20 protein-coding genes and 1 tRNA gene are annotated in these 23,006 nt (G+C 69.9%); 14 read left to right on the forward strand and 7 right to left on the reverse strand.

The window, feature by feature from the left end; all coding sequences use genetic code 11:
* The first annotated feature begins 26 nt into the window (after positions 1-26).
* The 11 genes from FOZ74_RS04585 to FOZ74_RS04635 all read left to right on the forward strand — a co-directional run bounded on the left by FOZ74_RS04585 (position 27) and on the right by FOZ74_RS04635 (position 12,712).
* Complete coding sequence (locus FOZ74_RS04585; protein ID WP_432417472.1) at positions 27-506, forward strand: YqaA family protein; 480 nt, start codon at positions 27-29, stop codon at positions 504-506.
* A 137-nt stretch (positions 507-643) separates the two neighbouring features.
* Positions 644-1,639 carry a sulfate ABC transporter substrate-binding protein gene (locus tag FOZ74_RS04590; protein ID WP_146911966.1) on the forward strand — a complete coding sequence of 332 codons (996 nt, stop codon included), beginning with the start codon at positions 644-646 and terminating at the stop codon, positions 1,637-1,639.
* A gap of 8 nt (positions 1,640-1,647) precedes the next feature.
* Positions 1,648-2,523 carry a sulfate ABC transporter permease subunit CysT gene (cysT, locus tag FOZ74_RS04595; RefSeq protein ID WP_146911967.1) on the forward strand — a complete coding sequence of 292 codons (876 nt, stop codon included), beginning with the start codon at positions 1,648-1,650 and terminating at the stop codon, positions 2,521-2,523.
* A 2-nt stretch (positions 2,524-2,525) separates the two neighbouring features.
* The gene (gene cysW / locus FOZ74_RS04600; protein WP_146914076.1) at positions 2,526-3,398 is read left to right on the forward strand and encodes a sulfate ABC transporter permease subunit CysW; all 873 of its coding nucleotides are present in this window, start codon (positions 2,526-2,528) and stop codon (positions 3,396-3,398) included.
* A complete protein-coding gene (locus tag FOZ74_RS04605; RefSeq protein ID WP_146911968.1) occupies positions 3,395-4,468 on the forward strand; it encodes a sulfate/molybdate ABC transporter ATP-binding protein in 1,074 nt (357 codons plus the stop codon). Before cysW ends, FOZ74_RS04605 begins: the two co-directional genes overlap by 4 nt.
* Before the next feature lie 159 nt (positions 4,469-4,627).
* The gene (locus FOZ74_RS04610) at positions 4,628-6,469 is read left to right on the forward strand and encodes an assimilatory sulfite reductase (NADPH) flavoprotein subunit (protein WP_146911969.1); all 1,842 of its coding nucleotides are present in this window, start codon (positions 4,628-4,630) and stop codon (positions 6,467-6,469) included.
* Between the two features lie 84 nt (positions 6,470-6,553).
* The gene (locus FOZ74_RS04615; protein ID WP_146911970.1) at positions 6,554-8,269 is read left to right on the forward strand and encodes an NADPH-dependent assimilatory sulfite reductase hemoprotein subunit; all 1,716 of its coding nucleotides are present in this window, start codon (positions 6,554-6,556) and stop codon (positions 8,267-8,269) included.
* A gap of 11 nt (positions 8,270-8,280) precedes the next feature.
* Positions 8,281-9,717, forward strand: coding sequence for a siroheme synthase CysG (cysG, locus tag FOZ74_RS04620; protein ID WP_146911971.1), 1,437 nt, complete (start codon positions 8,281-8,283; stop codon positions 9,715-9,717).
* Between the two features lie 13 nt (positions 9,718-9,730).
* The gene (locus FOZ74_RS04625) at positions 9,731-10,474 is read left to right on the forward strand and encodes a phosphoadenylyl-sulfate reductase (protein WP_146911972.1); all 744 of its coding nucleotides are present in this window, start codon (positions 9,731-9,733) and stop codon (positions 10,472-10,474) included.
* A 4-nt stretch (positions 10,475-10,478) separates the two neighbouring features.
* A complete protein-coding gene (gene cysD, locus FOZ74_RS04630; RefSeq protein WP_146911973.1) occupies positions 10,479-11,393 on the forward strand; it encodes a sulfate adenylyltransferase subunit CysD in 915 nt (304 codons plus the stop codon).
* Complete coding sequence (locus tag FOZ74_RS04635; protein ID WP_146911974.1) at positions 11,393-12,712, forward strand: sulfate adenylyltransferase subunit 1; 1,320 nt, start codon at positions 11,393-11,395, stop codon at positions 12,710-12,712. Before cysD ends, FOZ74_RS04635 begins: the two co-directional genes overlap by 1 nt.
* A gap of 57 nt (positions 12,713-12,769) precedes the next feature.
* Here FOZ74_RS04635 and FOZ74_RS04640 read toward each other — a convergent pair.
* From FOZ74_RS04640 to FOZ74_RS04665, 6 genes are all read right to left on the reverse strand, one after another.
* Positions 12,770-12,846, reverse strand: a tRNA-Met gene (locus tag FOZ74_RS04640).
* Between the two features lie 115 nt (positions 12,847-12,961).
* Positions 12,962-13,819, reverse strand: coding sequence for an NYN domain-containing protein (locus tag FOZ74_RS04645; protein ID WP_146911975.1), 858 nt, complete (start codon positions 13,817-13,819; stop codon positions 12,962-12,964).
* 69 nt (positions 13,820-13,888) lie between these two features.
* Complete coding sequence (locus tag FOZ74_RS04650) at positions 13,889-14,668, reverse strand: enoyl-CoA hydratase (RefSeq protein ID WP_146911976.1); 780 nt, start codon at positions 14,666-14,668, stop codon at positions 13,889-13,891.
* Between the two features lie 110 nt (positions 14,669-14,778).
* Complete coding sequence (locus FOZ74_RS04655) at positions 14,779-16,539, reverse strand: M61 family metallopeptidase (RefSeq protein ID WP_146911977.1); 1,761 nt, start codon at positions 16,537-16,539, stop codon at positions 14,779-14,781.
* Between the two features lie 105 nt (positions 16,540-16,644).
* Positions 16,645-17,370 (reverse strand): DsbC family protein, encoded by a 726-nt coding sequence (locus tag FOZ74_RS04660; RefSeq protein ID WP_146911978.1) that lies wholly within the window; start codon positions 17,368-17,370, stop codon positions 16,645-16,647.
* A 38-nt stretch (positions 17,371-17,408) separates the two neighbouring features.
* Positions 17,409-18,530: an FAD-dependent monooxygenase gene (locus FOZ74_RS04665; protein WP_146911979.1), complete on the reverse strand. Its 1,122-nt coding sequence runs from the start codon at positions 18,528-18,530 to the stop codon at positions 17,409-17,411.
* A 125-nt stretch (positions 18,531-18,655) separates the two neighbouring features.
* Between FOZ74_RS04665 and ychF the strand changes: the two genes are divergently transcribed.
* On the forward strand, positions 18,656-19,750 hold the full coding sequence (gene ychF, locus FOZ74_RS04670) for a redox-regulated ATPase YchF (RefSeq protein ID WP_146911980.1): 1,095 nt from the start codon (positions 18,656-18,658) through the stop codon (positions 19,748-19,750).
* 11 nt (positions 19,751-19,761) lie between these two features.
* Here the strand turns inward: ychF and alkB are convergent, their stop codons facing one another.
* Positions 19,762-20,427: a DNA oxidative demethylase AlkB gene (gene alkB / locus FOZ74_RS04675; protein WP_255437791.1), complete on the reverse strand. Its 666-nt coding sequence runs from the start codon at positions 20,425-20,427 to the stop codon at positions 19,762-19,764.
* Positions 20,428-20,497: 70 nt separating this feature from the next.
* Here alkB and FOZ74_RS04680 point away from each other — a divergent pair, with 70 nt between their 5' ends.
* Positions 20,498-20,923 (forward strand): MaoC family dehydratase, encoded by a 426-nt coding sequence (locus FOZ74_RS04680; RefSeq protein WP_146911982.1) that lies wholly within the window; start codon positions 20,498-20,500, stop codon positions 20,921-20,923.
* A 110-nt stretch (positions 20,924-21,033) separates the two neighbouring features.
* Positions 21,034-22,995: an adenylate/guanylate cyclase domain-containing protein gene (locus tag FOZ74_RS04685; RefSeq protein ID WP_146911983.1), complete on the forward strand. Its 1,962-nt coding sequence runs from the start codon at positions 21,034-21,036 to the stop codon at positions 22,993-22,995.
* Positions 22,996-23,006: the final 11 nt, after the last annotated feature.

The following is a 23,006-nucleotide window of genomic DNA, read 5'->3' on the forward strand; positions in this document are numbered from 1 at the left end:
CGCGGCCGGCCTACACTTGAGCGCCCATGGACGCCTGGATGATCGAACTGGCCCACTGGCTGGCCTTGCCGCAGCACGGCCTGGTGACGGTCTTCGTCGTCGCGCTGGTCTCGGCCACGTTGCTGCCGCTGGGTTCGGAGCCGGCCGTCTTCGCGCTGGTGCAGCTCAACCCCGGACTCTTCTGGCCGGCGATCGCCGTGGCCACGCTGGGCAATACCGCGGGTGGCGCGATCAGCTGGTGGATGGGCCTGGGCGCGCACCGCGCCGTGGACCACCTGCGCGGGCGGCGCACCGAGACGCGCGCGCTCGCCTGGCTCAAGCGCTTCGGCCCGCGCGCCTGCCTGCTGAGCTGGCTGCCGGTGGTGGGCGACCCGCTGTGCGCCGTGGCGGGCTGGCTGCGCCTGCCGTTCTGGCCCTGCGTGCTGTACATGGCCGTGGGCAAATTCGCACGCTATCTGGTGATGACCGTGGCGCTGGTGTGGCTGTGGCCCCTGCTCGGCCTGTGAGTGCAAAGCCGGGCTGCGCGGCGCGCATGCGCATGTCGCCCTAATGCGCCGCGCACATAAGGTTCAAGCAAACTAATCGTTCGTTTTGCCGCGGCCGCTGCCTAAGCTTGCGGGCTTTGCTACCCCGCCGTCCGTGCATGCTGCGTCGATCCTGTCTCGCCCTGCCTCTTGCGCTTGCCCCCTTGGGCAGCGCGGCTGCGCAGCAGCGCACGCTGCTGAACGCGGCTTTCGACGCCACGCGCGAATTCTTCGCCGCCGCCAACACCGCGTTTGCAGCGCAGTGGCAGCAGCGCACCGGCGAGCCGCTGACCATCTACCGGTCGCACGGGGGCTCGGGCAAGCAGGCGCGCTCGGTGCTCGACGGCCTGCAGGCCGACGTGGTGTCGCTGGCGCTGCCACCGGACATCGACATGCTGGCGCGCCGCGGCCTGGTGCGCACCGACTGGCGCACGGCGCTGCCCGAGCAGGCCTGCCCCTGGGGCTCGACCATCGTGTTCATGGTGCGCCCGGGCAATCCGCTGGGCGTGCGCGGCTGGGACGACCTGCTGCAACCGGGGCTGCGCCTGCTCACGCCCAACCCGAAGATCTCCGGCGGCGCGCGCTGGAACTACTTTGCCGCCTGGGGCCACGCGCTGCGCGCCGGCGGCAGCGAAACGGCGGCGCGCGAGTTCGTCGGCCAGCTGTTTCGCCAGGTGCCGGTGCTTGATTCCGGGGCGCGCGCAGCCACCATGAGCTTTGTCGAGCGCGGCATCGGCGACGTGCTGCTCGCCTGGGAATGCGAGGCGCTGCTGGCGCAGCGCGCCTTCGGGACGCGGCGCTTCGAGCTGATCACGCCCGCGCGCAGTATCCGCGCGGCGCTGCCGGTCGCGGTGGTCGACCAGGTGGCCACGCGCCGCGGCACCGGCGCGCTGGCGCTGGCCTATCTGCGCTACCTCTACAGCCCGGGAGCGCAGGCGCTGGCGGCGCGCTACTTCCTGCGCCCTTGCCTGCAGCCGGCCACGGGCTTTGCGCCGCTGCGGACCTTCACGCTGGAAGAGGTGGCCGGCAACTGGGCGCAGGCGCAGCAGCGGCATTTCGCCGACGGCGGCGTGTTCGACCAGATCTACCAGGGCGGCGCCCGCGCATCCACCTGAGGCCGCCGATGTCCAGCACCACGCTTGCCCCTGCCGCAGCGCCGCGCCTGCGCCGCACCCCGCCGGTGCTGCCCGGGCAGACGCTGACCCTGGGGCTGACCCTGGCCTGGCTCGGTCTGCTGGTGCTGCTGCCGCTCGCCGCCGTGGCGCTGACGGCCAGCGCGCCGGGCTGGGGGGCGCTGTGGCAGACCGTGGCCACGCCGCGGGTGCTCGCCGCGCTCAAGCTGTCGTTTGGCAGCGCCCTGCTGGCCGCGCTGGTGAATCTGGTGTTTGGCGGCATGACCGCCTGGATGCTGGTGCGCCACCGCTTTGCGGGCAGGAAGCTGGTCGACGCGCTGGTGGACCTGCCTTTCGCCCTGCCCACGGCCGTGGCCGGCATCGCGCTGACCGCGCTGTATGCACCGCAGGGCTGGCTCGGGCGCTGGCTGGTTCCGCTGGGCCTGCAGGTAGCCTTCCAGCCGGCGGGCATCATCGTGGCGCTGGTGTTCATCGGCCTGCCCTTCGTGGTGCGCACGGTGCAGCCGGTGCTGCAGGACCTCTCGCCCGAGTACGAAGAGGCCGCGCGCAGCCTGGGTGCCTCGCGTCTGCAGGTCTTTGCGCATGTGCTGCTGCCCGCCATGCTGCCGGCGCTGCTCACCGGCTTTGCGCTGGCCTTCGCGCGCGCGGCGGGTGAATATGGCTCGGTGATCTTCATCGCGGGCAACATGCCCATGGCGTCGGAAATCGCGCCGCTGCTCATCGTCACGCGGCTAGAGCAATACGACTACGCCGGCGCCACCGCCATCGCGCTGGTGATGCTGGTCATCTCGTTTGCGCTGCTGCTGCTGATCAACCTGCTGCAGGCCGGCAGCCGCCGCCACGCATCGGGCCGGAGCGCGCCATGAGCATGGCCCTGTCCCGCACCACGGCCCCACGCCGCGCGGGCGCGGTCCGCGCTCCCTGGCTGCAGCGCCTGCTGCTGGCGCTGACCTTCGTCTTCCTGTTCATCTTCCTGCTGCTGCCGCTGGCCGCGGTGTTCAGCGAGGCGCTGGCACGCGGCTGGGCGGCAAGCCTGGCGGCCGTCACCGAGCCCGACGCGCTCGCCGCGCTGCGCCTGACCCTGCTGGTCGCGCTGATCGCGGTACCGGTCAACGTGGTGTTCGGCGTATGCGCGGCCTGGGCGATAGCGCGCTTCGAATTCCCCGGCAAGGGCGCGCTCACCACGCTGATCGATCTGCCGTTTTCCGTCTCGCCGGTGATCGCCGGCCTGGCCTGGGTGCTGCTGTTCGGCGCGCACGGCTGGCTGGGCCCGTGGCTGCAGCGCCACGACCTGCAGGTGCTGTTTGCCGTGCCCGGCATCGTGCTGGTCACGCTCTTCGTCACCTTCCCCTACGTGGCGCGCGAGCTGATCGCGCTGATGCAGTCGCAGGGCAGCGAGGAAGAGGAAGCGGCCCTGGTGCTGGGCGCCAGCGGCTGGCGGGTGTTCTGGCACGTGACGCTGCCCAACATCCGCTGGGGACTGTTCTACGGCGTGGTGCTGTGCAATGCGCGCGCCATGGGCGAGTTCGGCGCGGTCTCGGTCGTCTCCGGTCACATCCGCGGCCTGACCAACACGCTGCCGCTGCACGTCGAGATTCTCTACAACGAATACCAGGGCGCAGCCGCGTTTTCCGTCGCCTCGCTGCTGGCGCTGCTGGCGCTGGTGACGCTGGGCCTGAAGTCGCTGGCCGAATGGCGCCTGCGCACGCAGGCCGCCCAGGCACACAAGGAGTTCCCATGAGCATTGCGGTGCGTGCCATCCACAAGCAGTTCGGCGCCTTCACGGCGCTGTCCGACGTCACGCTGGACTTTCCCGACGGGCAGCTGACCGCCCTGCTCGGCCCCTCGGGCTGCGGCAAGACCACGCTCTTGCGCATCATCGCGGGGCTGGAGCCGCCCGACAGCGGCCAGGTGCTGTTGGGCGGCGAAGACGCCTCGCATGCCGACGTGCGCGAGCGCCAGGTGGGCTTCGTGTTCCAGCACTACGCGCTGTTCAAGCACATGACGGTGTTCGACAACGTCGCCTTCGGCCTGCGCATGAAGCCCCGGCGCGAACGCCTGAGCGAGGCACGCATCCGCGAGAAGGTCATGGAGCTGCTGCAGCTGGTGCAACTCGACTGGCTGGCCGACCGCCGCCCCGCCGCGCTCTCGGGCGGGCAGCGCCAGCGCATCGCCTTGGCGCGGGCGCTGGCCGTGCAGCCGCGCGTGCTGCTGCTGGACGAGCCCTTCGGTGCGCTGGACGCCAAGGTGCGCAAGGAACTGCGCCGCTGGCTGCGCCGCCTGCACGACGAGCTGCAGGTGACCAGCATCTTCGTCACCCACGACCAGGAAGAGGCGCTGGAAGTGGCCGACGAGGTGGTCATCATGCACAAGGGACGCGTGGAGCAGCGCGGCGCGCCGCAGGCCGTCTATGACGAGCCGGCCACCGCCTTTGTCTGCGGCTTCCTGGGCCACATGAACCTGTTCCACGGGCGGGTGCAGGGCGGGCAGCTGCGCTCGGGCAGCATGCACTTTGCCCTGCCCGCAGGCCAGGGCAGCCCGGACGCCAGCGGCACCGCCTACGTGCGCCCGCACGAGATCGAGATCGAGCCCTGCGAGCCGCAGCGCCGCCCCAGGCACGACAGCGAGCTGCGCGTGAGCCTGCACCGCGCGCAGGCGCTGGGGCCGCTGGCGCAGCTGGAACTGACGCGCGAGGACACCCAGGAAATCATCGAAGTGGTGATGCCCAGCAAGGAGTTCGACCGCATCCGCGCGCGCGGATGCCAGCACTTCATCGCACGGCCCCAGAACTCCAGGGTGTTTTTGGGCTGAAACCCTTGTCCCGCTTGCGTTGCCAGCTACTTTTTTCCTTATGCATACGACTGCTTTGGTTATGAGAAATCAATTCTTCCCCTTTGCCGGGCCGCTTACTACAGTCGACAAGACGCCCGCCGCGCGCGGTGCCAAACGAATCAGCAGCAGAGGGTCCCGATGACACAGATAGCCGACGCCGTACTCGACGTCCTGCCCATCTCGCGCGAGAAAGCGCAAACCGCGGCCGACCTGGTGCAGGGGCTGGACCGCCCCGCACTGGAGTGGCTGGCCGGCTTCATGGCGGGGGCGGCAGCGCGCCTGCGGGCCGATGCACCGCAGGCCGCCACGCCGGTCGCGCTGGCCGCGGGCACCGCGGTGCAGCAGCAGCTGACCATCCTCTACGGCAGCCAGACCGGCAACGCCAAGCGCGTGGCCGAAAAGCTCGCGGCCGAAGTGCAGGCCGCGGGCCTGCCGGTACGCATCGTGCGCGCCGACGCCTACCGCACGGCAGAGCTGAAGAAAGAGCAATTCCTCTACATCGTCATCAGCACGCACAGCGAGGGCGACGCGGTCGAGCCGCCGGACGATTCGCGCGGCTTCTATGAATTCCTCACCGGCAAGCGCGCGCCGCAACTGCCCCATCTCTCTTATGGCGTGCTGGCGCTGGGCGATTCCAGCTACGTCGATTTCTGCGGCATCGGCCGCCAGATCGACGAACGCCTGGCCGCCCTGGGCGCCAGGCGCGTGCTGGAACGTGCCGACGCCGACGTGGACGTGGACTACGTCGCCACCCCCTGGGCCGCCCAGGCGCTGCAGCAGGCCAGGACCGTGCTGGCCCCCCAGCAACCAAGCGTGCCAAGCGCGGCCGGCGCCGAGGTGCTGGCGCTGCGCCCGACGCACGCCGCCTGGTCGCGCGAGCGGCCCTACCTGGCCGAGGTGCTGGTGAACCAGCGCATCGTCGGCAGCGGCAGCGAAAAGGACGTGCGCCACATCGAACTGTCCCTGGCGGGCAGCGGCCTGCACTACCAGCCGGGTGATGCGCTGGGCGTCTGGCCCACGCAGGCGCCCGAGCTGGTGCACCGCGTGCTGGACGTTCTGAACCTGAGCGGCGACACCGCCGCCACCCACGGCGGCGAAACCCTGGCACTGACCGAATGGCTGAGCCACCGGCGCGAGCTCACCGTGCTCACCCGCCCCTTCATCGCCGCGCTGGCCGAGCGTGGCGGGCATGCGGCGCTCCAGGCCCTGCTGCAGCCCGAAGGCAGCGCGGAGCTGGCCAGGCTGCTCAACACCTCGCAGCTCATCGACGTGCTGCGCGCCTGGCCTGCCCAGTGGAGCGCCGATGCCATCGTCGCCGCGCTCCGGCCGCTGGCACCCCGGATGTATTCCATTGCCAGCAGCCAGGCGCTGGTGGATGAAGAGGTGCACCTGACGGTGGCCCTGGTGCAGTTCGACAGAGATGGAGAGGCCCGCTGGGGCGTGGGCAGCCGCTATTTGAGCGCGGCGCAAGAAGGCGCGCAGGTGCCGGTGTTCATCGAGGCCAACGAGCGCTTCCGCCTGCCCGCGGACCCTGCCCGTGACGTCATCATGGTGGGCCCCGGCACCGGCGTCGCGCCGTTTCGCGCCTTCGTGCAGCAGCGCCAGGCCGACGAGGCCACGGGCCGCAACTGGCTGTTCTTCGGCAACCCGCATCGGCACAGCGACTTCCTCTACCAGGCCGAATGGCTGCAAGCCGCCAAGGAGGGCGCACTCACCCATCTGGACGTGGCCTTCTCGCGCGACCAGTCTGAAAAGGTGTACGTGCAGCACCGCCTGATCGAACACGGCAGTGAAGTCTGGCAATGGCTGCAGGGCGGCGCGCACTTCTACGTCTGCGGCGACGCCGAACGCATGGCTGGCGACGTGCAGCGCGCGCTGGCCCAAATTGCCGTGACGCACGGCGGCAAGACGCCCGAGGACGCCGCCGACTGGGTCAAGACCTTGCTGGTCGAGGGCCGCTACGCCCGCGACGTTTATTGAGCGCCAAGCCCCTCGAAACGCCATCCGATTTTCTGTTTCAGCGAAGGCGCAGCGCCGCCTTCGCCAGCCTTGTGCACCCTTTCCATGACCGATACGCTCACCATCACCAAGAACAAGAAGCTCTCTGCCCTTGAGCACATCAAGGAGCAAAGCCGCTTCCTGCGCGGCACCATAGACCTTGGCCTGCTGGACCGCACGACGGGCTCCATCAGCGAGCCCGACACCAAGCTGCTGAAATTCCACGGCAGCTACATGCAGGACAACCGCGACGTGCGCGACGAGCGCCGCCGCCAGAAGCTGGAGCCGGACTACGGCTTCATGGTGCGCGTGCGCCTGCCCGGCGGCGTGCTCACGCCCCGGCAGTGGCTGGACCTGGACGCGCTCACCGAGCACTCCAAGGGCGGCCTGCGCATCACCACGCGCCAGACCTTCCAGTTTCACGAGATCAAGAAAGAACGCCTGCGCGACGTGATCGGCGGCATCAACGCCACCGGCCTGTCCACGCTGGCCGCCTGCGGCGACGACGTGCGCAACGTGATCTGCTCGGTCAACCCTCTCGTGCCCGCCATGCAGGCACAGGCCTATGAATGGGCGCTCAAGCTCATGCACCACGTCAAGCCCCAGACTACCGCCTACAAGGAATTGTGGTTGGACAAACTGGAGCGCGTGAGCGACGGCGCGCAGGACGAAGAGCCGCTGCTGGGCAAGAGCTACCTGCCGCGCAAGTTCAAGTTCGGCATTGCCATCCCGCCGTACAACGACATCGACGTCTTTGCCCAGGACTTCGGCCTGATCGCCATCTTTGACGACAAAAATGAACTGCAGGGCTTCAACCTCGCCCCCGGCGGCAGCATGGGTGCCACCGCGGGCGATGCCAAGACCTATGCCGCCCTGGGCGACCTGATCGGCTACGTGCCCAAGGAGCACCTGCTGGAAACCTGCTGGCACGCGATCGCCGTGCAGCGCGACTTTGGCGACCGCAGCGAGCGCAAGCACGCGCGCCTGAAGTACACCATCGACGACCGCGGCCTGCAGTGGTATCACGACGAACTGCAGTCGCGCCTGCCCTTCAAGATCGAGCCGCCCCGGCCCTACCACTTCGAGCACAACGGCGACCGCTTCGGCTGGGTCGAGGCCGGCAAGGGGCAATGGAACCTCACGCTGCGCATCCCCAGCGGCCGCCTGTTGGACGTGCCGGGCCACCCGCGCCAGAGCGGCATGCGCGAGATTGCGCGCATCCACAAGGGCGAGCTGCGCATGACCTGCGACCAGAACGTCATCGTCGCCAAGGTAGCCACCAGGGACAAGGCCCAAATCGATGCACTGGTCAAGGAATACGGGCTGGATGACCACATCCAGGCCAGCGGCCTGAGCCTGAACGCCATCTCCTGCGTGGCCCTGCCCACCTGCGGCCTGGCGATGGCCGAATCCGAACGCTACCTGCCCACCATCGTGCGCAAGATGGAAGCGCTGCTCACCAAACACGGCCTGCGTGACGAGCCCATCCACTTTCGCATGTCCGGCTGCCCCAACGGGTGCTCGCGCCCCTACATCGGCGAGATCGCCCTCGTGGGTCGCGCCATCGGCAAGTACGACCTGCGCCTGGGGGCCGACCATCTGGGCGAACGGCTGAATGCGCTCTACAAGGAGAATGTGGGCGAAGAGGTGATTCTGGCCTCGCTCGACGCGCTCTTTGGCCGCTTTGCCGCCGAGCGCCAGCCGGGCGAGCATTTTGGCGACTTCGTGGCGCGCACCGGGGTGGTCGAGCCGCCCAAGCGCCGCCCCGCCATCCAGTATTGAGAGCCTGCGCCGTGCAACACTTTCCCCTGTTTCTCGACCTGCGCGGGCGCCGCGTGCTGGTGGTTGGCGCAGGCCTCATCGCTGCACGCAAGATCGCGCTGCTGCGCTCGGCCGGTGCCCACGTCACCGTGGTGGCCAAGGCAGCCCACCCCAGCGTGCAGGTGCAGGCCGATCGCGGCGAGATCGAACTGCATTTGACGGCCTTCGAGCCGCGCTGGCTGCAGGGTATGTGGCTGGTGATCGCCGCCACCGACGATGAAGCGCTGAACCACGGCGTGGCCGAAGCCGCCGCCGCACGCCAGCTGTGGTGCAACGTGGTGGACGACGCCGCGCGCTCCAGCGCCCAGGTGCCCGCCATCGTGGACCGCGCGCCCATCACCATCGCCATCTCCTCGGGCGGCAGCGCCCCGGTGATTGCGCGCCGCCTGCGCGAGCGCATCGAATCGCTCGTCGCGCCCTCCATCGGTGCGCTCACCGCCCTGGCCCAGGGCCAGCGCGCCGCCATCCGCCGCGCCCGCCCGGAGCTGTCCGCGCGGCGGCGCTTCTACCACTGGCTGCTGGACGGCCCGGTACACGCCGCGCTGCGCGCCGGCCGGCCGCGGCAGGCTGCGGACCTGCTCACGCAAGCCCTGAGCCAGGGCGAACCACCGGCGCCAGGCAAGGTGCTGCTCGTCGGTGCCGGCCCCGGCGACCCCGGGCTCCTGACGCTGCGCGGCCTGCGCGCGCTCAATGAGGCCGACGTCATCCTGCACGACCGCCTCGTGAGCGAGGACGTCCTGCAGCTGGCCCGGCGCGACGCCTTGCGCATCAGCGTGGGCAAGACCCCCGGCGAAGACCACGAAGCCACGCAGCGGCGCATCCACGCGCTGATGGTGGAACACGCCCGCCAGGGCCAGACGGTGGTGCGCCTCAAGGGCGGCGACCCGCTGGTCTATGGGCGCGGCGGCGAAGAGTTGCAACTGCTGCGTGCGCACGGCATCGCCTACGAAGTCGTACCCGGCATCACCGCGGCGCTGGCCTGCGGTGCCTACGCCGGCATACCGCTGACCCACCGCGGCCTGGCCGACACCCTGACACTGGCCACCGCCCACCGGCGCGAAGCGGCCGAGCAGGCCCGCAGCCCGCGCCAGCACACGCAGGTCTTCTACATGGGTGTGGAACGCTTGGCCACGCTGGCCGCGCAGCTGCTGCGGCAAGGCTTGCCACCCGACACGCCCTGCGCCATGGTGGAAAACGGCTCGCGCCCCGGGCAGCGCACGCTGCACGCCACGCTGGCCAGCGTGGCGCACGAGGCGCGCACGCACGCCATCGCCTCACCCGCCTTGTTCATCGTCGGCGCGGTCGCCGCGCTGGGGCAGGAGCTCGCCTGGTTTGGCCAGACGCTGACGCCGCAGGGCAGCGCCGCCGCAGCCAGCGCGCCCGAAGACGCCGCGCTGCTCGTCGCATAGAAAGGACACCTTCATGGCAACGACCCTGACCACCCCGCTGGCGCAGCGCTGGAACGCCTTGCTCACCCTGCTGCAAGGCATCGCCGAAGAGCACCCGGACGCGCTGCTCGCCTCCTCCATGGGCGTGGAAGACACACTGCTGATCCACGCGCTGATGCAACTGCCCAGGCGCCTGGGCGTCTTCATGCTGGACACCGGCCGCCTGCACAAGGAAACACTGGCCATGGTCGGCACCATCGAGCAGCGCTACGGCATCACCGTGCAGGTGCTGCACCCCGAGCCCGAGGCCGTGCGCCACTACGTGCAAACCCACGGCCTGAACGCCTTCTACGAAAGCGTGGAGCTGCGCAAGCTGTGCTGCGACATCCGCAAGGTGCAGCCGCTGCGCCGCGTGCTTGCGGGCCACAGCGCCTGGATCACCGGGCAGCGGCGTGAACAGTCGGCAACGCGCGCCGAACTGCCCGAAGCGCAGTGGGACGAAGCCTTCGGCCTGCACAAATACAACCCGCTGGCCAGTTGGCACACCGACGAAGTCTGGGCCGTGGTGCGTGCGCTGGGCATTCCCTACAACCCCCTGCACGACCGGGGCTATGCCTCCATAGGCTGCGAATGCTGCACCCGCGCCATTCGCCCCGGCGAGGACATCCGCGCCGGCCGCTGGTGGTGGGAGCAGAGAAACAACGCCGAGTGCGGCCTGCACACCACGGTCAACACCGCCAGCCACCTCGAACCCAGCGACCCCACCCCTGCCGCCTGAAGCCATGACTGCCATCACCGCCCCCCAACGTACCCATCTGGACTGGCTGGAGTCCGAGTCCATCCACATCCTGCGCGAGGTTGCCGCCGAATGCGAGCGGCCCGTGCTGCTGTTTTCCGGCGGCAAGGATTCCTGCGTGCTGCTGCGCCTGGCGGAAAAAGCCTTTCGCCCCGGCAAGTTCCCCTTCCCGCTGCTGCACGTGGACACCGGGCACAACTTCCCCGAAGTCATCGCCTTTCGCGACCAGCGCGCGCAAGAGCTCGGCGAGCGGCTGATCGTGCGCAGCGTGCAAGATTCGATCGCGCGCGGCACCGTGGTGCTGCGCCATGAAAACGACTCGCGCAACGCCGCGCAGGCCACCACGCTGCTGGAGGCCATCGCCGAATTCAACTTCGACGCCTGCATTGGCGGCGCGCGCCGCGACGAGGAAAAGGCCCGCGCCAAGGAGCGCATCTGCTCGTTGCGCGACGAATTCGGCCAGTGGGACCCGAAAAACCAGCGCCCCGAACTCTGGAATCTCTACAACACCCGCGTGCACCCGGGCGAAAACATCCGCGTCTTCCCGATCTCCAACTGGACCGAGCTCGACATCTGGCAGTACATCGCGCGCGAGGAACTCGCCCTGCCCAGCATCTACTACAGCCACGTGCGCCCGGTCGTGCGCCGCAAGGGGCTGCTGGCCCCCGTCACGCCGCTCACCCCCGCGCGCGAGGGCGAGGTGGTGGAAGAAGTGCGCGTGCGCTTTCGCACCGTGGGGGATGTGTCCTGCACCTGCCCGGTGGAATCCAGCGCCGCCACGCCCACCGACATCATTGCCGAAACCGCCGTCACCACCATCACCGAACGCGGCGCCACGCGCATGGACGACAAGCTCAACGAGGCGTCGATGGAACGCCGCAAGAAAATGGGGTACTTCTGATGAACGCCGTGAACGATCTCTGGCCCGAAGCGCGCAACAAGGGCGTGCTGCGCCTCGTCACCGCCGGCTCCGTCGATGACGGCAAATCCACCCTGATCGGCCGCCTGCTGCTGGACAGCAAGGGCGTGTTCGCCGACCAGCTCAGCGCCATCTCGGGCTCGCGCTACTCGCGCGCCCCGGCCGACGCGCTGGACCTGGCGCTGCTCACCGACGGCCTGGAAGCCGAGCGCGAGCAGGGCATCACCATCGACGTGGCCTACCGCTACTTCGCCACCCCGGCGCGCAAATTCATCATTGCCGACGCGCCGGGGCACGAGCAGTACACGCGCAACATGGTCACCGGGGCCTCCACGGCAGATGCCGCCGTCATCCTGATCGACGCCGCGCGCGCGCAAGACGGCGAGCTGCTGCCCCAGACCAAGCGCCACGCCACGCTGGCCCAACTGCTGGGCCTGCGCCACACCCTCATCGCCATCAACAAGATGGACCAGGTGCAGTGGGATCAGGCGGTGTACCAGCGCATCCGCACGGCCGCCGAGCAGCTCGCACAGCGCCTGGGCATGGCCACGCCGCATTGCGTGCCGCTGTCGGCCCTGACCGGCGACAACGTGGTGCAACCCAGCCCGCACATGCCCTGGTACCAGGGCCAGCCGCTGCTGCCGCTGCTGGAATCCCTGCCGCTGGACCGAGGCGCCACCGCGCAGCAAGGCACCCGCCTCTTCGTGCAATGGGTGATACGCCACGAGGGCAGCAGCACCCACGCCTTTCGCGGCTACGCCGGCCAGGTGCAAGGCGGCCCGCTGCGCGTGGGCGATGCGGTGACGGTGCTGCCCAGCGGCGAAACCGCCCAGGTGCAAGCGATCCAGCTGGGCGAGCAGGCGCTGCAGATCGCCGCCGCGGGCGACAGCATCACCGTGGCGCTGGACCGCGAGATCGACATCTCGCGCGGCGACCTGCTGGTGGCCGGTGGCCAGCCGCCCCAGGTGGCACGCGAGTTCGACGCCGACCTGTGCTGGCTGGACCGCCAGACGCTCAACCCCTCGCGCTGGTACTGGCTCAAGCAGGGCGCACGCCTGACCCAGGCACGCATCACGGCGGTGAAGGCCAAGCGCGACATCAGCGAACTGCGCAGCGTGCCCCACAACGGTCCGCTGGCCAGCAACGACATCGGCCGGGTGCGCATCCGCACGCGCGACACCCTGGCGCTGGACGACTACGACAGCGAACGCAGCACCGGCGCCTTCATCCTGATCGACGACGCCAGCCACCAGACGGCGGCTGCGGGGATGGTGCGGCTGGGTAGCGAAGCCTCGGGCTGAGGCCCCAGCAGTACGCACAAAAAAGCCCGGAACACGCCGGGCTTTCCTATTTCTGTCTGGTGGTGGTACCGGGACTTGAACCTGGGACATCAGCATTATGAATGCTGCGCTCTAACCAACTGAGCTATACCACCGAAGGCGCGCATTCTAGCCGAAAAGACCGCGCTTTCCGGCAGCTGCGTGCGGTCGTTGCGCTTTCCTTCCAGCGCCTGCGCTCGCCCGATCGCGGGCTGGGCGGAGCAGCCCAGGTCAGGCGCCGTGGCGCTTGTCGCGCACGCTGACGCGGGACGTGCCCTCGTCGCGGAAGTCGAACGCACCGATCGCCGCCAGCAGCTTGCTCAAGGTGGCGTAGCCGTAGTTGCGCGGATCGAAACTGGCCTTGTTGCCGATTTGGGTGCCAACCGCGCTCACCTTGGCCCAGCCCGATTCGTCCTGCATCGCGTTCACCGCGTCGCGCAGCAGGTTCATCAGCGCGGTGTCCTGGCGCAGTTGCGCCGTGGGCACGCGCATGCGTTGCGCCGCGGCGACGGGCGCTGCAGCGGGAGCGGGCGCATCGGCATGGACACCCGAACGCGAGGGCCGGGCGGGCGCACTGGCGCCAGCCGCTGGCGCGCGTTCAGCGGCAGCGGGGGCGGCGTCCGCCTCGGCTTCTGCCGCCGCATCGCGCAAGGCCTCCAGGTACAGGAAGCGGGAACATGCGTTGACGAAGGGCCTGGGCGTCTGCGCCGCGCCAAAGCCGAACACCGCGGCTCCCTTGGCGCGCAGGTGCATGACCAGCGGGGTGAAGTCCGCGTCCGAGGACACGATGCCGAACGCGTCCGGGCGTTCGGTGTAGAGCAGCTCCATCGCGTCCACGGTCATCGCCATGTCGCTGGCGTTCTTCTGCCGGGAATAGTCGAACTGCTGCATCGGCCGGATGGCAAACTCCAGCAGCCGCGAGCGCCATCCTTCCAGCGCGTGCTTGGTCCAGTTGCCGTAGGCCCGCCGGATGTTGATGACGCCCAGGGTGGAGAGCTCGGTGAGGATCTCGTCGATCAGCTCCGCCGGCGCGTTGTCGGCGTCGATCAGCAAGGCGATGCGAAACGGGGCCGCGAGATCCTTGTCCATGATTCACCACTGAATTGATAGCTGCCAGCGCTTGCCCGGCAAGCGCCAGAGCCGTATTTGACCGATATTTTATTGGTGGGTGAACTTGGCCTGGCGCTTGTTCACGAAGGCGTCCATGCCTTCCTTCTGGTCCTGCGTGGCGAAGAGGGAATGGAACAGGCGGCGCTCGAACATCACGCCGTCGCTCAGGGTGCCTTCAAAGGCGCGGTTGACCGATTCCTTGGCGGCCATGACGGCGATCTGCGAGAAGCCGCTGATGGTGATGGCGGCGGCAAGCGTCTCTTCCATCAGCTTGTCCAGCGCGACGATGCGGCTGACCAGCCCGGCGCGCTCGGCTTCCTGCGCATCCATCATGCGGGCGGTGAGCGCCATGTCCATGGCCTTGGACTTGCCGACGGCGCGCGGAAGGCGCTGGGTGCCGCCGGCACCGGGGATGACGCCGAGCTTGATCTCGGGCTGGCCGAACCTGGCGTTGTCGGCAGCGATGATGAAGTCGCACATCATCGCCAGCTCGCAGCCGCCGCCCAGGGCATAGCCGCTGACCGCGGCGATGACGGGCTTGCGGATGGAGCGGATGGTTTCCCAGTTGCGCGTGATGTAGTCGCCCTTGTAGGCGTCGGCGAAGCTGTACTTGGCCATCATGGTGATGTCGGCGCCGGCGGCAAAGGCTTTTTCGCTGCCGGTGAGCACGATGCAGCCTATGGCCTCGTCGGCGTCAAAGGCCTTGAGCGCCGCGCCCAGCTCGTCCATGAGCTGGTCGTTCAGGGCGTTGAGCGCCTTGGGGCGGTTGAGCTGGATGACGCCGACTCTTTCGGCTTCGACACGGGTGAGGATGCATTCGTAGGCCATGGTTTACTCCGGTGTTTTTCGATTCGAACGCCTGAATATAGCGAGTGGCCCGGGGCCCGCGGGAGCGGCGGGCCGCGCCCGGCCGGCGCATGGCGGGCGGCGGCCGCTCTTCAGGGCAGGCCCAGCCACTGGTCGGCCAGCGCAGGCTCGGCAACGGCCAGCCGCACGCTGCTGGCGGGGGCCTGCGGCGCGGGCAAGCTCAGCGCCAGGCGCAGCAGGCGGGCGTCGCGCGCCACCAGCGCGGTGAGCTCGGGCTGCGCGCCGGCGTACAGCGCCAGGTCGTCGAGCTTGTTCAGCCGCCAGCCCTGGCCGGCCACCTCCACGCCCAGCCATTCGTCGCCGGCCATGAAGCCGGCGCGCTCGGCGGCGCTGCCGGCAAGCACCAGCTTGACCCGCACGCCGCCCGACTCCTGCACGCGCAGGCCCAGGCGCTGGGCCGGCTGGTCGGTGTCGCCCTGCATCTGCACACCGTGCGCGGCCAGCAGTTCGGCCAGCGGCAGCTCGCCCGTACCGTGCACCCAGGCGTGCAGTTCGTCGCCCCAGTGCCGGCCGGAGCAGCGGCGCAGCTGCTGGCGCACGGCGGCTTCGGTGATGGGGCCGCCCTTGCTCGTGCGCCACAGCGCGCGCAGGACGTCGTCGAGCGTGCAGCGGCCGCTGCGCCGCAGCGACAGATCGAGGCAGAGCGCAACGAGCGCGCCCTTGGTGTAGTAGCTGACCGTGGTGCCAGGGGTGTTTTCGTCCGGGCGGTAGTAGCGCACCCAGGCGTCGAAGCTGGCCTGGGCCACGCTTTGCACCTGGCGCCCGGGGGTCTGCAGCACCTGGTTGATGGTCTTGGCGAGCAGCTTGAGGTAGCCGGCCTGGTCGATCAGGCCGGCACGGCGCAGCAGCAGGTCGTCGTAGTAGCTGGTGAAACCTTCGAAGAACCAGAGCAGCTCGGTGTAGTTCTCCTGCGTGTAGTCGTAGCGCGTGAATTCGCTCGGGCGCATGCGCTTGACGTTCCAGGCGTGAAAGTACTCATGGCTGAACAGGCCCAGCAGCGTGGTGTAGCCCTCGGAGGCCTTGGCCTCGCCCAGGCGCGGCAGGTCGCGGCGGTTGCAGATCAGGGCGGTGCTGCTCTTGTGCTCCAGCCCGCCGTAGCCCTCGTCCACCGCGTTGAGCAAGAAGGTGTAGTGCGCGAACGGCGCCCGGGCGTCTTCGTCCCAGAAGCGGATCTGCTCTTCGCAGATGCGCCGCACGTCGCGCAGCAGGCGGGCGCTGTCAAACGACGCCGGCGCGCCGCTCACCACCAGGCGGTGCGGCGTGCCGCAGGCGACGAAGCGCAGGCTCTGAAACACGCCCATCTCCACCGGGCAGTCGGCCAATTCATCGTAGTCCGCCGCCTGGTAGCTGCCAAAGCCGTGGCGCGCGGCCTTGACGGGGCTGAGCGCGGTGGCCAGCTGCCAGTTGCCGCAGGCGGCCGGGCGCAGCACCTGCAGGCCGTGCGGCTGCTCTTCCTGGCCGTGCACGCGCAGGCACACGCTGGTGGCGTTGAAGAAGCCGCGCGTCGCATCCAGCCAGGCGGCGCGCACCGAGCGGTCGCTGGCCAGCACCTCGTAGTGCAGCACCAGCGGCTCGCCGCGGCGGCACAGCGCCTGCCACTGGCACTTGCTCAGCTGCGTGAGCACTACCGCGCGCCCGCCCTGGCGCGCGCGCAGCTTCACCAGGTGGCGTGAAAATTCGCGCACCAGGTAGCTGCCCGGGATCCACACCGGCAGCGAGACGTTCTGGCGCGCCGCCGGCCGCGCGATGGTGAGCGTGAGGTGGTAGCGGTGGGTGCGCGGGTCGGGCAGGTCGACGCGGTAGTGCACGGGCGGCAGGGCAGATGTGGCCATTTCAAAAACCGTAGCTGCCAGCGCTTGTATACAAACGATTTCGGATATTTTTCATTCTCAAACCCTTGTCTGGCCTGCGCAAACAGCTATCGAAATCGGCAAGCCCTACTTGGTGCTGGCCAGCGCATTCAGGCGCTGATCCACTTCGGCGCCGGCGATGGCGCCGGGCACGCGCGAGCCATCCGGGAAGATCAGCGTGGGCGTGCCGGTGATCTTGTGCTTGCGCCCCAGCGCCAGGTTGCGCTGCAGCGCGCCCACGTCGCAACTGGCGGCGGGCGGGGCCACGTCGCGCAGCATGTGGTCCTGCCAGACGGCGGCGGGGTCCTTGGCGCACCAGATGTTGCGCGACTTTTCGGCCGAATCGGCGCTCAGGATGGGGTACAGGAAGACGTGCAGGGTGACGTTGTCCACCTTCTGCATGTCCTTCTCGAAGCGCTTGCAATAGCCGCAATTGGGGTCTTCGAACACCACCAGCTGGCGCTCGCCCTTGCCGTGCACCACCTTGAAGGCGTCCTGCAGCGGCAGCGACTTGAAGTCGATGGCGGTGAGCTTGTTCACGCGGTCTTCGGTCAGGTTGCGCCGCGCGCCGGTGTCGATCAGCTCGCCCTGGATCAGGAAGTTGCCGCTGGCGTCGGTGTAGTAGACGTCGGTGCCCAGGCGGATTTCGTACAGCCCCTTCATCGGCGTGGTGCTGACCTCGTCGATCTGCGCCAACTGCGGGATGCGCTCGCCCAGGGTCTTGCGGATCTGCGCCTCCTGCGCATGCGCGGCCTGCGCACCCAGCAGCAAGGCGGCCAGCAGAAAGGGAATGGTGCGTGCAAGAGTCTTCATGGGTTCCTGAGCAGGGCAGCGCGCCCGAGTGGATGAATTCAGGCCACGCCCATGGCGTGGCGGCTGGCCCAGCGCTTGAGCGGGGCGCAATGGTCGAACGCCGTCATGCCGTGGTTGCGCAGCCGCCCCGGCAGCGCGCCGTCGCGGGCAAACAGCTGCTGCAGGCCGTCCATGGCCAGCATGGCCAGCTGCACCTGCGCCTTGCGTTCACGCTCGTAGGCGCGCAGCGGCCGCAGGTCGGCCAGGCCGCGCCAGGTTTCGCGCGTGCGCAGGGTGTGCGCCAGCGCCACGGCGTCGGCCAGGCCCAGGTTCAGGCCCTGCCCGGCCAGCGGATGCACCGCGTGCGCCGCGTCGCCGGCCAGCACCCAGGCCTGCTCGCGCGTGCCGCTCACGGTGCCGCTCCAGCGCAGCGCGCGCGCCTGCACCAGCGGCCAGCACGCGCGCGGCGCGGCCAGTTCCAGGCGGCCCAGCGCCTGCCGGCTGGCTGCCTGCAGCGCCGCGAGGAATTGCGCCTCGTCGCAGGCGAGCCAGTGGGAGGATGAGGCATGGGCAACTGACCACACCACCGCCACGGAGTTCCCCTGGCTCCCGGCAAGCGGCAGGAAGGCCAGGATGCTGCCGTCCGCGCCAAACCACTGGCGCGCCACCGCCGCATGCGGCAATTCGCAGCGCAGGCGCGTGGCGATCGCATCCTGCCCATAGGGCGTGGCGGCAAACTCCACGCCCAACTGCGCGCGCGCGGCGCTGGCGCGCCCTTCGCAGACGACGGTCAGCGGCGCGGCCACCGGCGCGTCCAGCATCTGCACCTGGGACTGGAAGCCGATGGCGTCCTGCAGGCGCTGCTCCAGCGCCGGCACGTCCACGATCCAGGCCAGCGCCTCCACGCCCTGGCGCGCGGCGTCGAAGGCCACGCTGCCCTCGCCATCGGCCCAGACCTGCATCTGCGCGACGGCCGTCGCGTGCTCTGGTTGCGGCCAGGCGCGCAGTGCCTGCAGCGTGCCGCGCGATGCCGCATTGAGCGCATACGCCCGCACGTCCGCGCCCTGGCGCGCCGGCGCCGCCACCAGCGCCACGCGCAGGCCGCTCTGGGCCAGCAGCAAGGCCAGCGTGCGGCCGACGATGCCCGCGCCGCGGATGCAGATATCAAAGCTTTGCGCCATGGCGGCGATTGTAGGAGCCACCCCCGCCCGGCCCTGGCCGCGCGGGCGCCCAGGCGCAGGCCGGCGCGGGCCGGGCGCCGGTCCATAGAATCGAGGGTTTTCCCAGATTCCCGGAGTTCCTTGCCATGAGCCTCAAATGCGGCATCGTGGGGCTGCCCAACGTCGGCAAGTCCACGCTGTTCAACGCCTTAACCCGCGCCGGCATTGCCGCCGAGAACTACCCCTTCTGCACCATCGAACCCAACACCGGCGTGGTGGAAGTTCCCGACCCGCGCCTCGCGCAACTGGCGCAGATCGTGCAGCCCGAGCGCGTCGTGCCGGCCATCGTCGAATTCGTCGATATCGCCGGTTTGGTGGCCGGAGCGAGCAAGGGCGAAGGCCTGGGCAACCAGTTCCTCGCGCACATCCGCGAAACCGACGCCATCGTGAACGTGGTGCGCTGCTTCGAAGACGAGAACGTGGTGCACGTCGCCGGCCGCGTGGACCCGATCGCCGACATCGAGGTTATCCAGACCGAGCTCTGCCTGGCAGACCTGGCCACCGTGGAAAAGGCGCTGCAGCGCCACACCAAGGCGGCCAGGAGCGGCAACGACAAGGAAGCCACCAAGCTCGTCGCCCTGCTCACCCCGCTGCAGGCCGCGCTCAACGAAGGCAAGCCCGCGCGCAGCGTGCCCGTGAGCAAGGAAGACGCCCCCCTGCTCAAGCCGCTGTGCCTGATCACCGCCAAGCCCGCGATGTACGTGGGCAACGTGGCCGAGGACGGCTTCGAGAACAACCCGCTGCTGCAGCGCCTGCAGGCCTATGCTGCCGAGCAAAATGCGCCTGTTGTCGCCATTTGCGCCAAGATCGAAGCTGAAATGGCCGAAATGGACGACGAAGACCGCACGATGTTCCTGCAGGAAATGGGCCTGGAGGAACCCGGCCTGAACCGCCTGATCCGCGCCGGCTACGGCCTGCTGGGGCTGCAGACCTACTTCACCGCCGGCGTCAAGGAAGTGCGCGCCTGGACCATCCACCAGGGCGACACCGCGCCGCAGGCGGCCGGCGTGATCCACGGCGACTTCGAGCGCGGCTTCATCCGCGCCCAGACCATCGCCTTCGACGACTTCGTCCAGTACCAGGGCGAACAGGGCGCGAAGGAAGCCGGCAAGATGCGCGCCGAAGGCAAGGATTACGTCGTCAAGGATGGGGACGTGATGAATTTCCTGTTCAACGTCTGAGCGCCCGGCCCTCAGGCCGGCCCCGCCTTGCGAAAGGTGAGGTTGATGCGCTCGCTGCCCGTCAGGGGATGGACGCTTTCGCGCAGCGGCGCAATGCCGTGGTAGCGCAGCCTGTCGGCGCCGCCCCAGACCGCCACGTCGCCATGAAACAGCGGCACGCGCCGTGCCCGTGCGCCGCGCTGCAGGCCGCCCCAGAGGAAGACCGCCGGCACGCCCAGCGACACCGAGACGATGGGCTGGGAAAAATCGCGCTCGTTCCTGTCCTGGTGCAGCGCCAGGCGGCTGCCCGGCAGGTAGCGGTTGATCAGGCAGGCGTCGGGCGCGAAGCCGGTGAAGCCGGCTTCGGCGGCAGCGTCCCGGGCCAGGGCCGCAAAGGCTGCGGGCATGGCCGGCCAGGGACGGCCGCTGGCCGGGTCCGCGCCCTGGTAGCGGTAGCCTGCGCGGCTGCTGGTCCAGCCCAGCGGACCGCAGCTGGTCAGCGGCACCGACATCTTCAGACCGCCCGGGGTCACCATGTGCCGAAACGGCGCCTGGGCGACGACCGCCTGCAGCAGCGGCCAGAGCACGTCCACGCGCGCCAGCGCAAAGCCGCGCAAGACCACGGCCGCCACGCCCAGCGGCGCGCAGCTGCCGGCCAGCGGGAGCTCGTCGGCAAAGAAGTCGGGCGTCGTGGTCAAGACAGGTCCGCACGGGCGCATCGCATGCGCGCAAGTGTGGCAGCATCGCGCAGGAACCAAGGAGCGCACGATGAAATTCGCGGAATATGAAGTCGGCCAGGTGCTGCATGCGGGCCCGGCCACCGTGAGCGAGGAGGAAATCCTCGCCTTCGCCAGAGCATGGGACCCGCAGTGGTTTCACACCCAGCCCGAGGCGGCCGCCAGCGGCCCCTTCGAGGGCCTGATCGCCAGCGGCTGGCACACCTGCTGCATCGCCATGCGCCTGGCGGTCGACGCCTTTCTCGCGGGCTCCGAGTCCTACGTCTCCCCGGGGCTGGAGAACATCCGCTGGCTGCAGCCGGTGCGCCCCGGCGATACGCTGCGCCTGGCCATCACCGTCGTGGACAAGCGCATCTCCAAGTCCGGCCTGGGCGTGCTGCGCTGGGACTGGGCGCTGAGCAAGCAGGACGGCCGCGAGGTATTGACGCTGGCCGCGACCAACCTGTTTCGGCTGTAGCGCCGGGCCATGGTCCGCCGCGCCGCCAGGGCCCAGCACCAGCGCTCCGGGGCGTGCCGGCGCACCGGCCTTCACCTCCCGGGCAGCGGCCGCGCGCCGCACACGCGAGCATGCCGCGCGCGCCCCTGATGCGCTGGGGCGTCGCCCTGCTGGCCCTGGCGCTGATCTGGGCCGCCTCGCTCACGCGCCCCTGGCATGCGCTGGAATTCAAGACCTTCGACCTCTGGAGCACGCTGGCCGCCCCCGGCCGGGGCGCGCCGGCGCTGGTGATCTTGGCGATCGACGAGCCCAGCCTGCAGCAGGTCGGCCTGCCCTGGCCGTTTCCGCGCAGCCTGCACGCCCGCCTCATCGACCGGCTGGTGCAGGACGGCGCCGCCGCCATCGCCTTCGACGTGGTGTTTGCCGAGCCCTCGGGCGACCCGGCGCAGGACGCCGCGCTGGCGGCGGCCATCGCGCGCGCCACCCGCGCCGGCGTGCCACTGGTGCTGGCTTCGGCGCGCGAGCAGGCGCGCAATGCCAACGCCCTGCTCTGGACCGAGGTGGCGCCGCTGCCGCAGCTGCTGGCTGCGGGCGCCCGCACGGGCGATGCGGGCGTGCAGCCGGACGAGGACTTCGTCGTGCGCCGGCCGCCGGCTGGCGAAGACAGCTTTTCCGCCAGCCTGGCGCGGGCCCTGGGCCGGGACGGCGGCGCGAACGCCGAGCTGATCGCCTACCGCGGCCCGCGCGGCAGTTTCGACACCCGCTCCTACTACCAGGCCGTGGAACCCGGCCTGCTGCCCGCAGGTTTCTTCCAGGGCAAGGTGGTGCTGGTGGGCCAGGCGCTGGTTGCGGGCGGCGGGTCCCAGGGCCTGCAGGCCGACACCTTCAACTCACCCTTCGGCCTGCTGGGGGGCGAGCGCCTGATGCCCGGCGTCGAGCTGCAGGCCACGCTGCTGGACAACCGCCTGCAGGGCGACGGGCTGCGCATTGCGCCGGCGGCCGCCGGCATGGTACTGGTGCTGCTGGCCGCGGCCCTGCTGCTCGGCGCGGGCGCGCGCTGGCATCCGGGGGCGACGGCGGCGCTGACCGCGGCGCTGGTGCTGGGCACGCTGGCGCTGTCCTGGTGGCTGTTCAGCCGCCAGCGCTGGTGGCTGGCCCCGCTGTGGCCGGCCGCGTCCATGCTGGCGCTCTATGCGGCCACCGCGCTGACGGCCTGGGCCGCGGCACGCCGGCGCGCGCGCCAGACGCGGGAGATGTTCGCGCACTACGTGCCGCCCGAAGTGGTAGCGCGCCTGGTCGAGCAGCCCGGGCTGCTGCACCTGGGCGGCGAGGTGCGCGAGGTGACGCTGCTGTTCACCGACCTTGCCGGCTTCACCGCCATGGCCGAGCGCCTGAGCGCCGAACAGACGGTGGAGGTGCTCACCGCCTACTTCGACGCCATGACGCCGCTGATCCACGCCAGCGGCGGCACGGTGGACAAGTACATCGGCGACGCCATCATGGCGTTCTGGGGCGCACCCCTGGCCGACGCGGCGCACGCGGCGCACGCGGTGCACGCCGCGGTCGCGATGCAGCAGGCCATGCAGCCGCTGGCGGAGCACCTGCGCGCGCGCGGCTTGCCGGCGCTGCGCATGCGCATCGGCGTGCACACCGGGCGTGTGGTCGTGGGCAACGTCGGTTCGCGCCAGCGTTTTGCCTACACCGCCATCGGCGACGCGGTGAACCTGGCGGCGCGCCTGGAAGGCGCGAACAAGGCCTTCGGCACCGGGATCCTGGTTTCGGCGCAAACCGCGGCGCGGCTGCCGCCGGACATCGCCCTGCGGCCGCTGGACGACGTCATCGTGCAAGGGCGCAGCACGCCCGTGCGGGTGTTCACGCCCTGCGCGGACGCCGAGGTCTGCCGCCTGTCGCGGGCGGCGCTGGATGCGCTGCATGCGCGCGACGCTCCCTCGGCCCAGGCGCATCTGGCCGCGCTGCTGGCTCGGCTGCCCAGCGACCGCGCCGCACAGCGCCTGGCCGAGCGCGCCCGCGCGCTGGCGCAACTGCCGGCGGACGCCCCCTGGTCGGCCGCGGTGGCGCTCGACAAACTGTGACCCTTTGCAAG

This window comes from Comamonas flocculans (assembly GCF_007954405.1).
GTDB lineage: Bacteria > Pseudomonadota > Gammaproteobacteria > Burkholderiales > Burkholderiaceae_C > Comamonas_C > Comamonas_C flocculans.

What these genes read in the sequence shown, in the direction of transcription:
- FOZ74_RS04635 (WP_146911974.1), top strand. Translation starts at nt 11,393, where the DNA reads ATGAACGCCGTGAACGATCTCTGGCCCGAAGCGCGCAACAAGGGCGTG.
- FOZ74_RS04660 (WP_146911978.1), bottom strand. Translation starts at nt 17,370, where the DNA reads ATGAAGACTCTTGCACGCACCATTCCCTTTCTGCTGGCCGCCTTGCTG.
- cysW (WP_146914076.1), top strand. Translation starts at nt 2,526, where the DNA reads ATGGCCCTGTCCCGCACCACGGCCCCACGCCGCGCGGGCGCGGTCCGC.
- cysD (WP_146911973.1), top strand. Translation starts at nt 10,479, where the DNA reads ATGACTGCCATCACCGCCCCCCAACGTACCCATCTGGACTGGCTGGAG.
- cysT (WP_146911967.1), top strand. Translation starts at nt 1,648, where the DNA reads ATGTCCAGCACCACGCTTGCCCCTGCCGCAGCGCCGCGCCTGCGCCGC.
- FOZ74_RS04665 (WP_146911979.1), bottom strand. Translation starts at nt 18,530, where the DNA reads ATGGCGCAAAGCTTTGATATCTGCATCCGCGGCGCGGGCATCGTCGGC.
- FOZ74_RS04680 (WP_146911982.1), top strand. Translation starts at nt 20,498, where the DNA reads ATGAAATTCGCGGAATATGAAGTCGGCCAGGTGCTGCATGCGGGCCCG.
- FOZ74_RS04650 (WP_146911976.1), bottom strand. Translation starts at nt 14,668, where the DNA reads ATGGCCTACGAATGCATCCTCACCCGTGTCGAAGCCGAAAGAGTCGGC.
- ychF (WP_146911980.1), top strand. Translation starts at nt 18,656, where the DNA reads ATGAGCCTCAAATGCGGCATCGTGGGGCTGCCCAACGTCGGCAAGTCC.
- FOZ74_RS04655 (WP_146911977.1), bottom strand. Translation starts at nt 16,539, where the DNA reads ATGGCCACATCTGCCCTGCCGCCCGTGCACTACCGCGTCGACCTGCCC.
- FOZ74_RS04605 (WP_146911968.1), top strand. Translation starts at nt 3,395, where the DNA reads ATGAGCATTGCGGTGCGTGCCATCCACAAGCAGTTCGGCGCCTTCACG.
- FOZ74_RS04590 (WP_146911966.1), top strand. Translation starts at nt 644, where the DNA reads ATGCTGCGTCGATCCTGTCTCGCCCTGCCTCTTGCGCTTGCCCCCTTG.
- FOZ74_RS04685 (WP_146911983.1), top strand. Translation starts at nt 21,034, where the DNA reads ATGCCGCGCGCGCCCCTGATGCGCTGGGGCGTCGCCCTGCTGGCCCTG.
- FOZ74_RS04645 (WP_146911975.1), bottom strand. Translation starts at nt 13,819, where the DNA reads ATGGACAAGGATCTCGCGGCCCCGTTTCGCATCGCCTTGCTGATCGAC.
- FOZ74_RS04585 (WP_432417472.1), top strand. Translation starts at nt 27, where the DNA reads ATGGACGCCTGGATGATCGAACTGGCCCACTGGCTGGCCTTGCCGCAG.
- FOZ74_RS04615 (WP_146911970.1), top strand. Translation starts at nt 6,554, where the DNA reads ATGACCGATACGCTCACCATCACCAAGAACAAGAAGCTCTCTGCCCTT.
- FOZ74_RS04625 (WP_146911972.1), top strand. Translation starts at nt 9,731, where the DNA reads ATGGCAACGACCCTGACCACCCCGCTGGCGCAGCGCTGGAACGCCTTG.
- FOZ74_RS04610 (WP_146911969.1), top strand. Translation starts at nt 4,628, where the DNA reads ATGACACAGATAGCCGACGCCGTACTCGACGTCCTGCCCATCTCGCGC.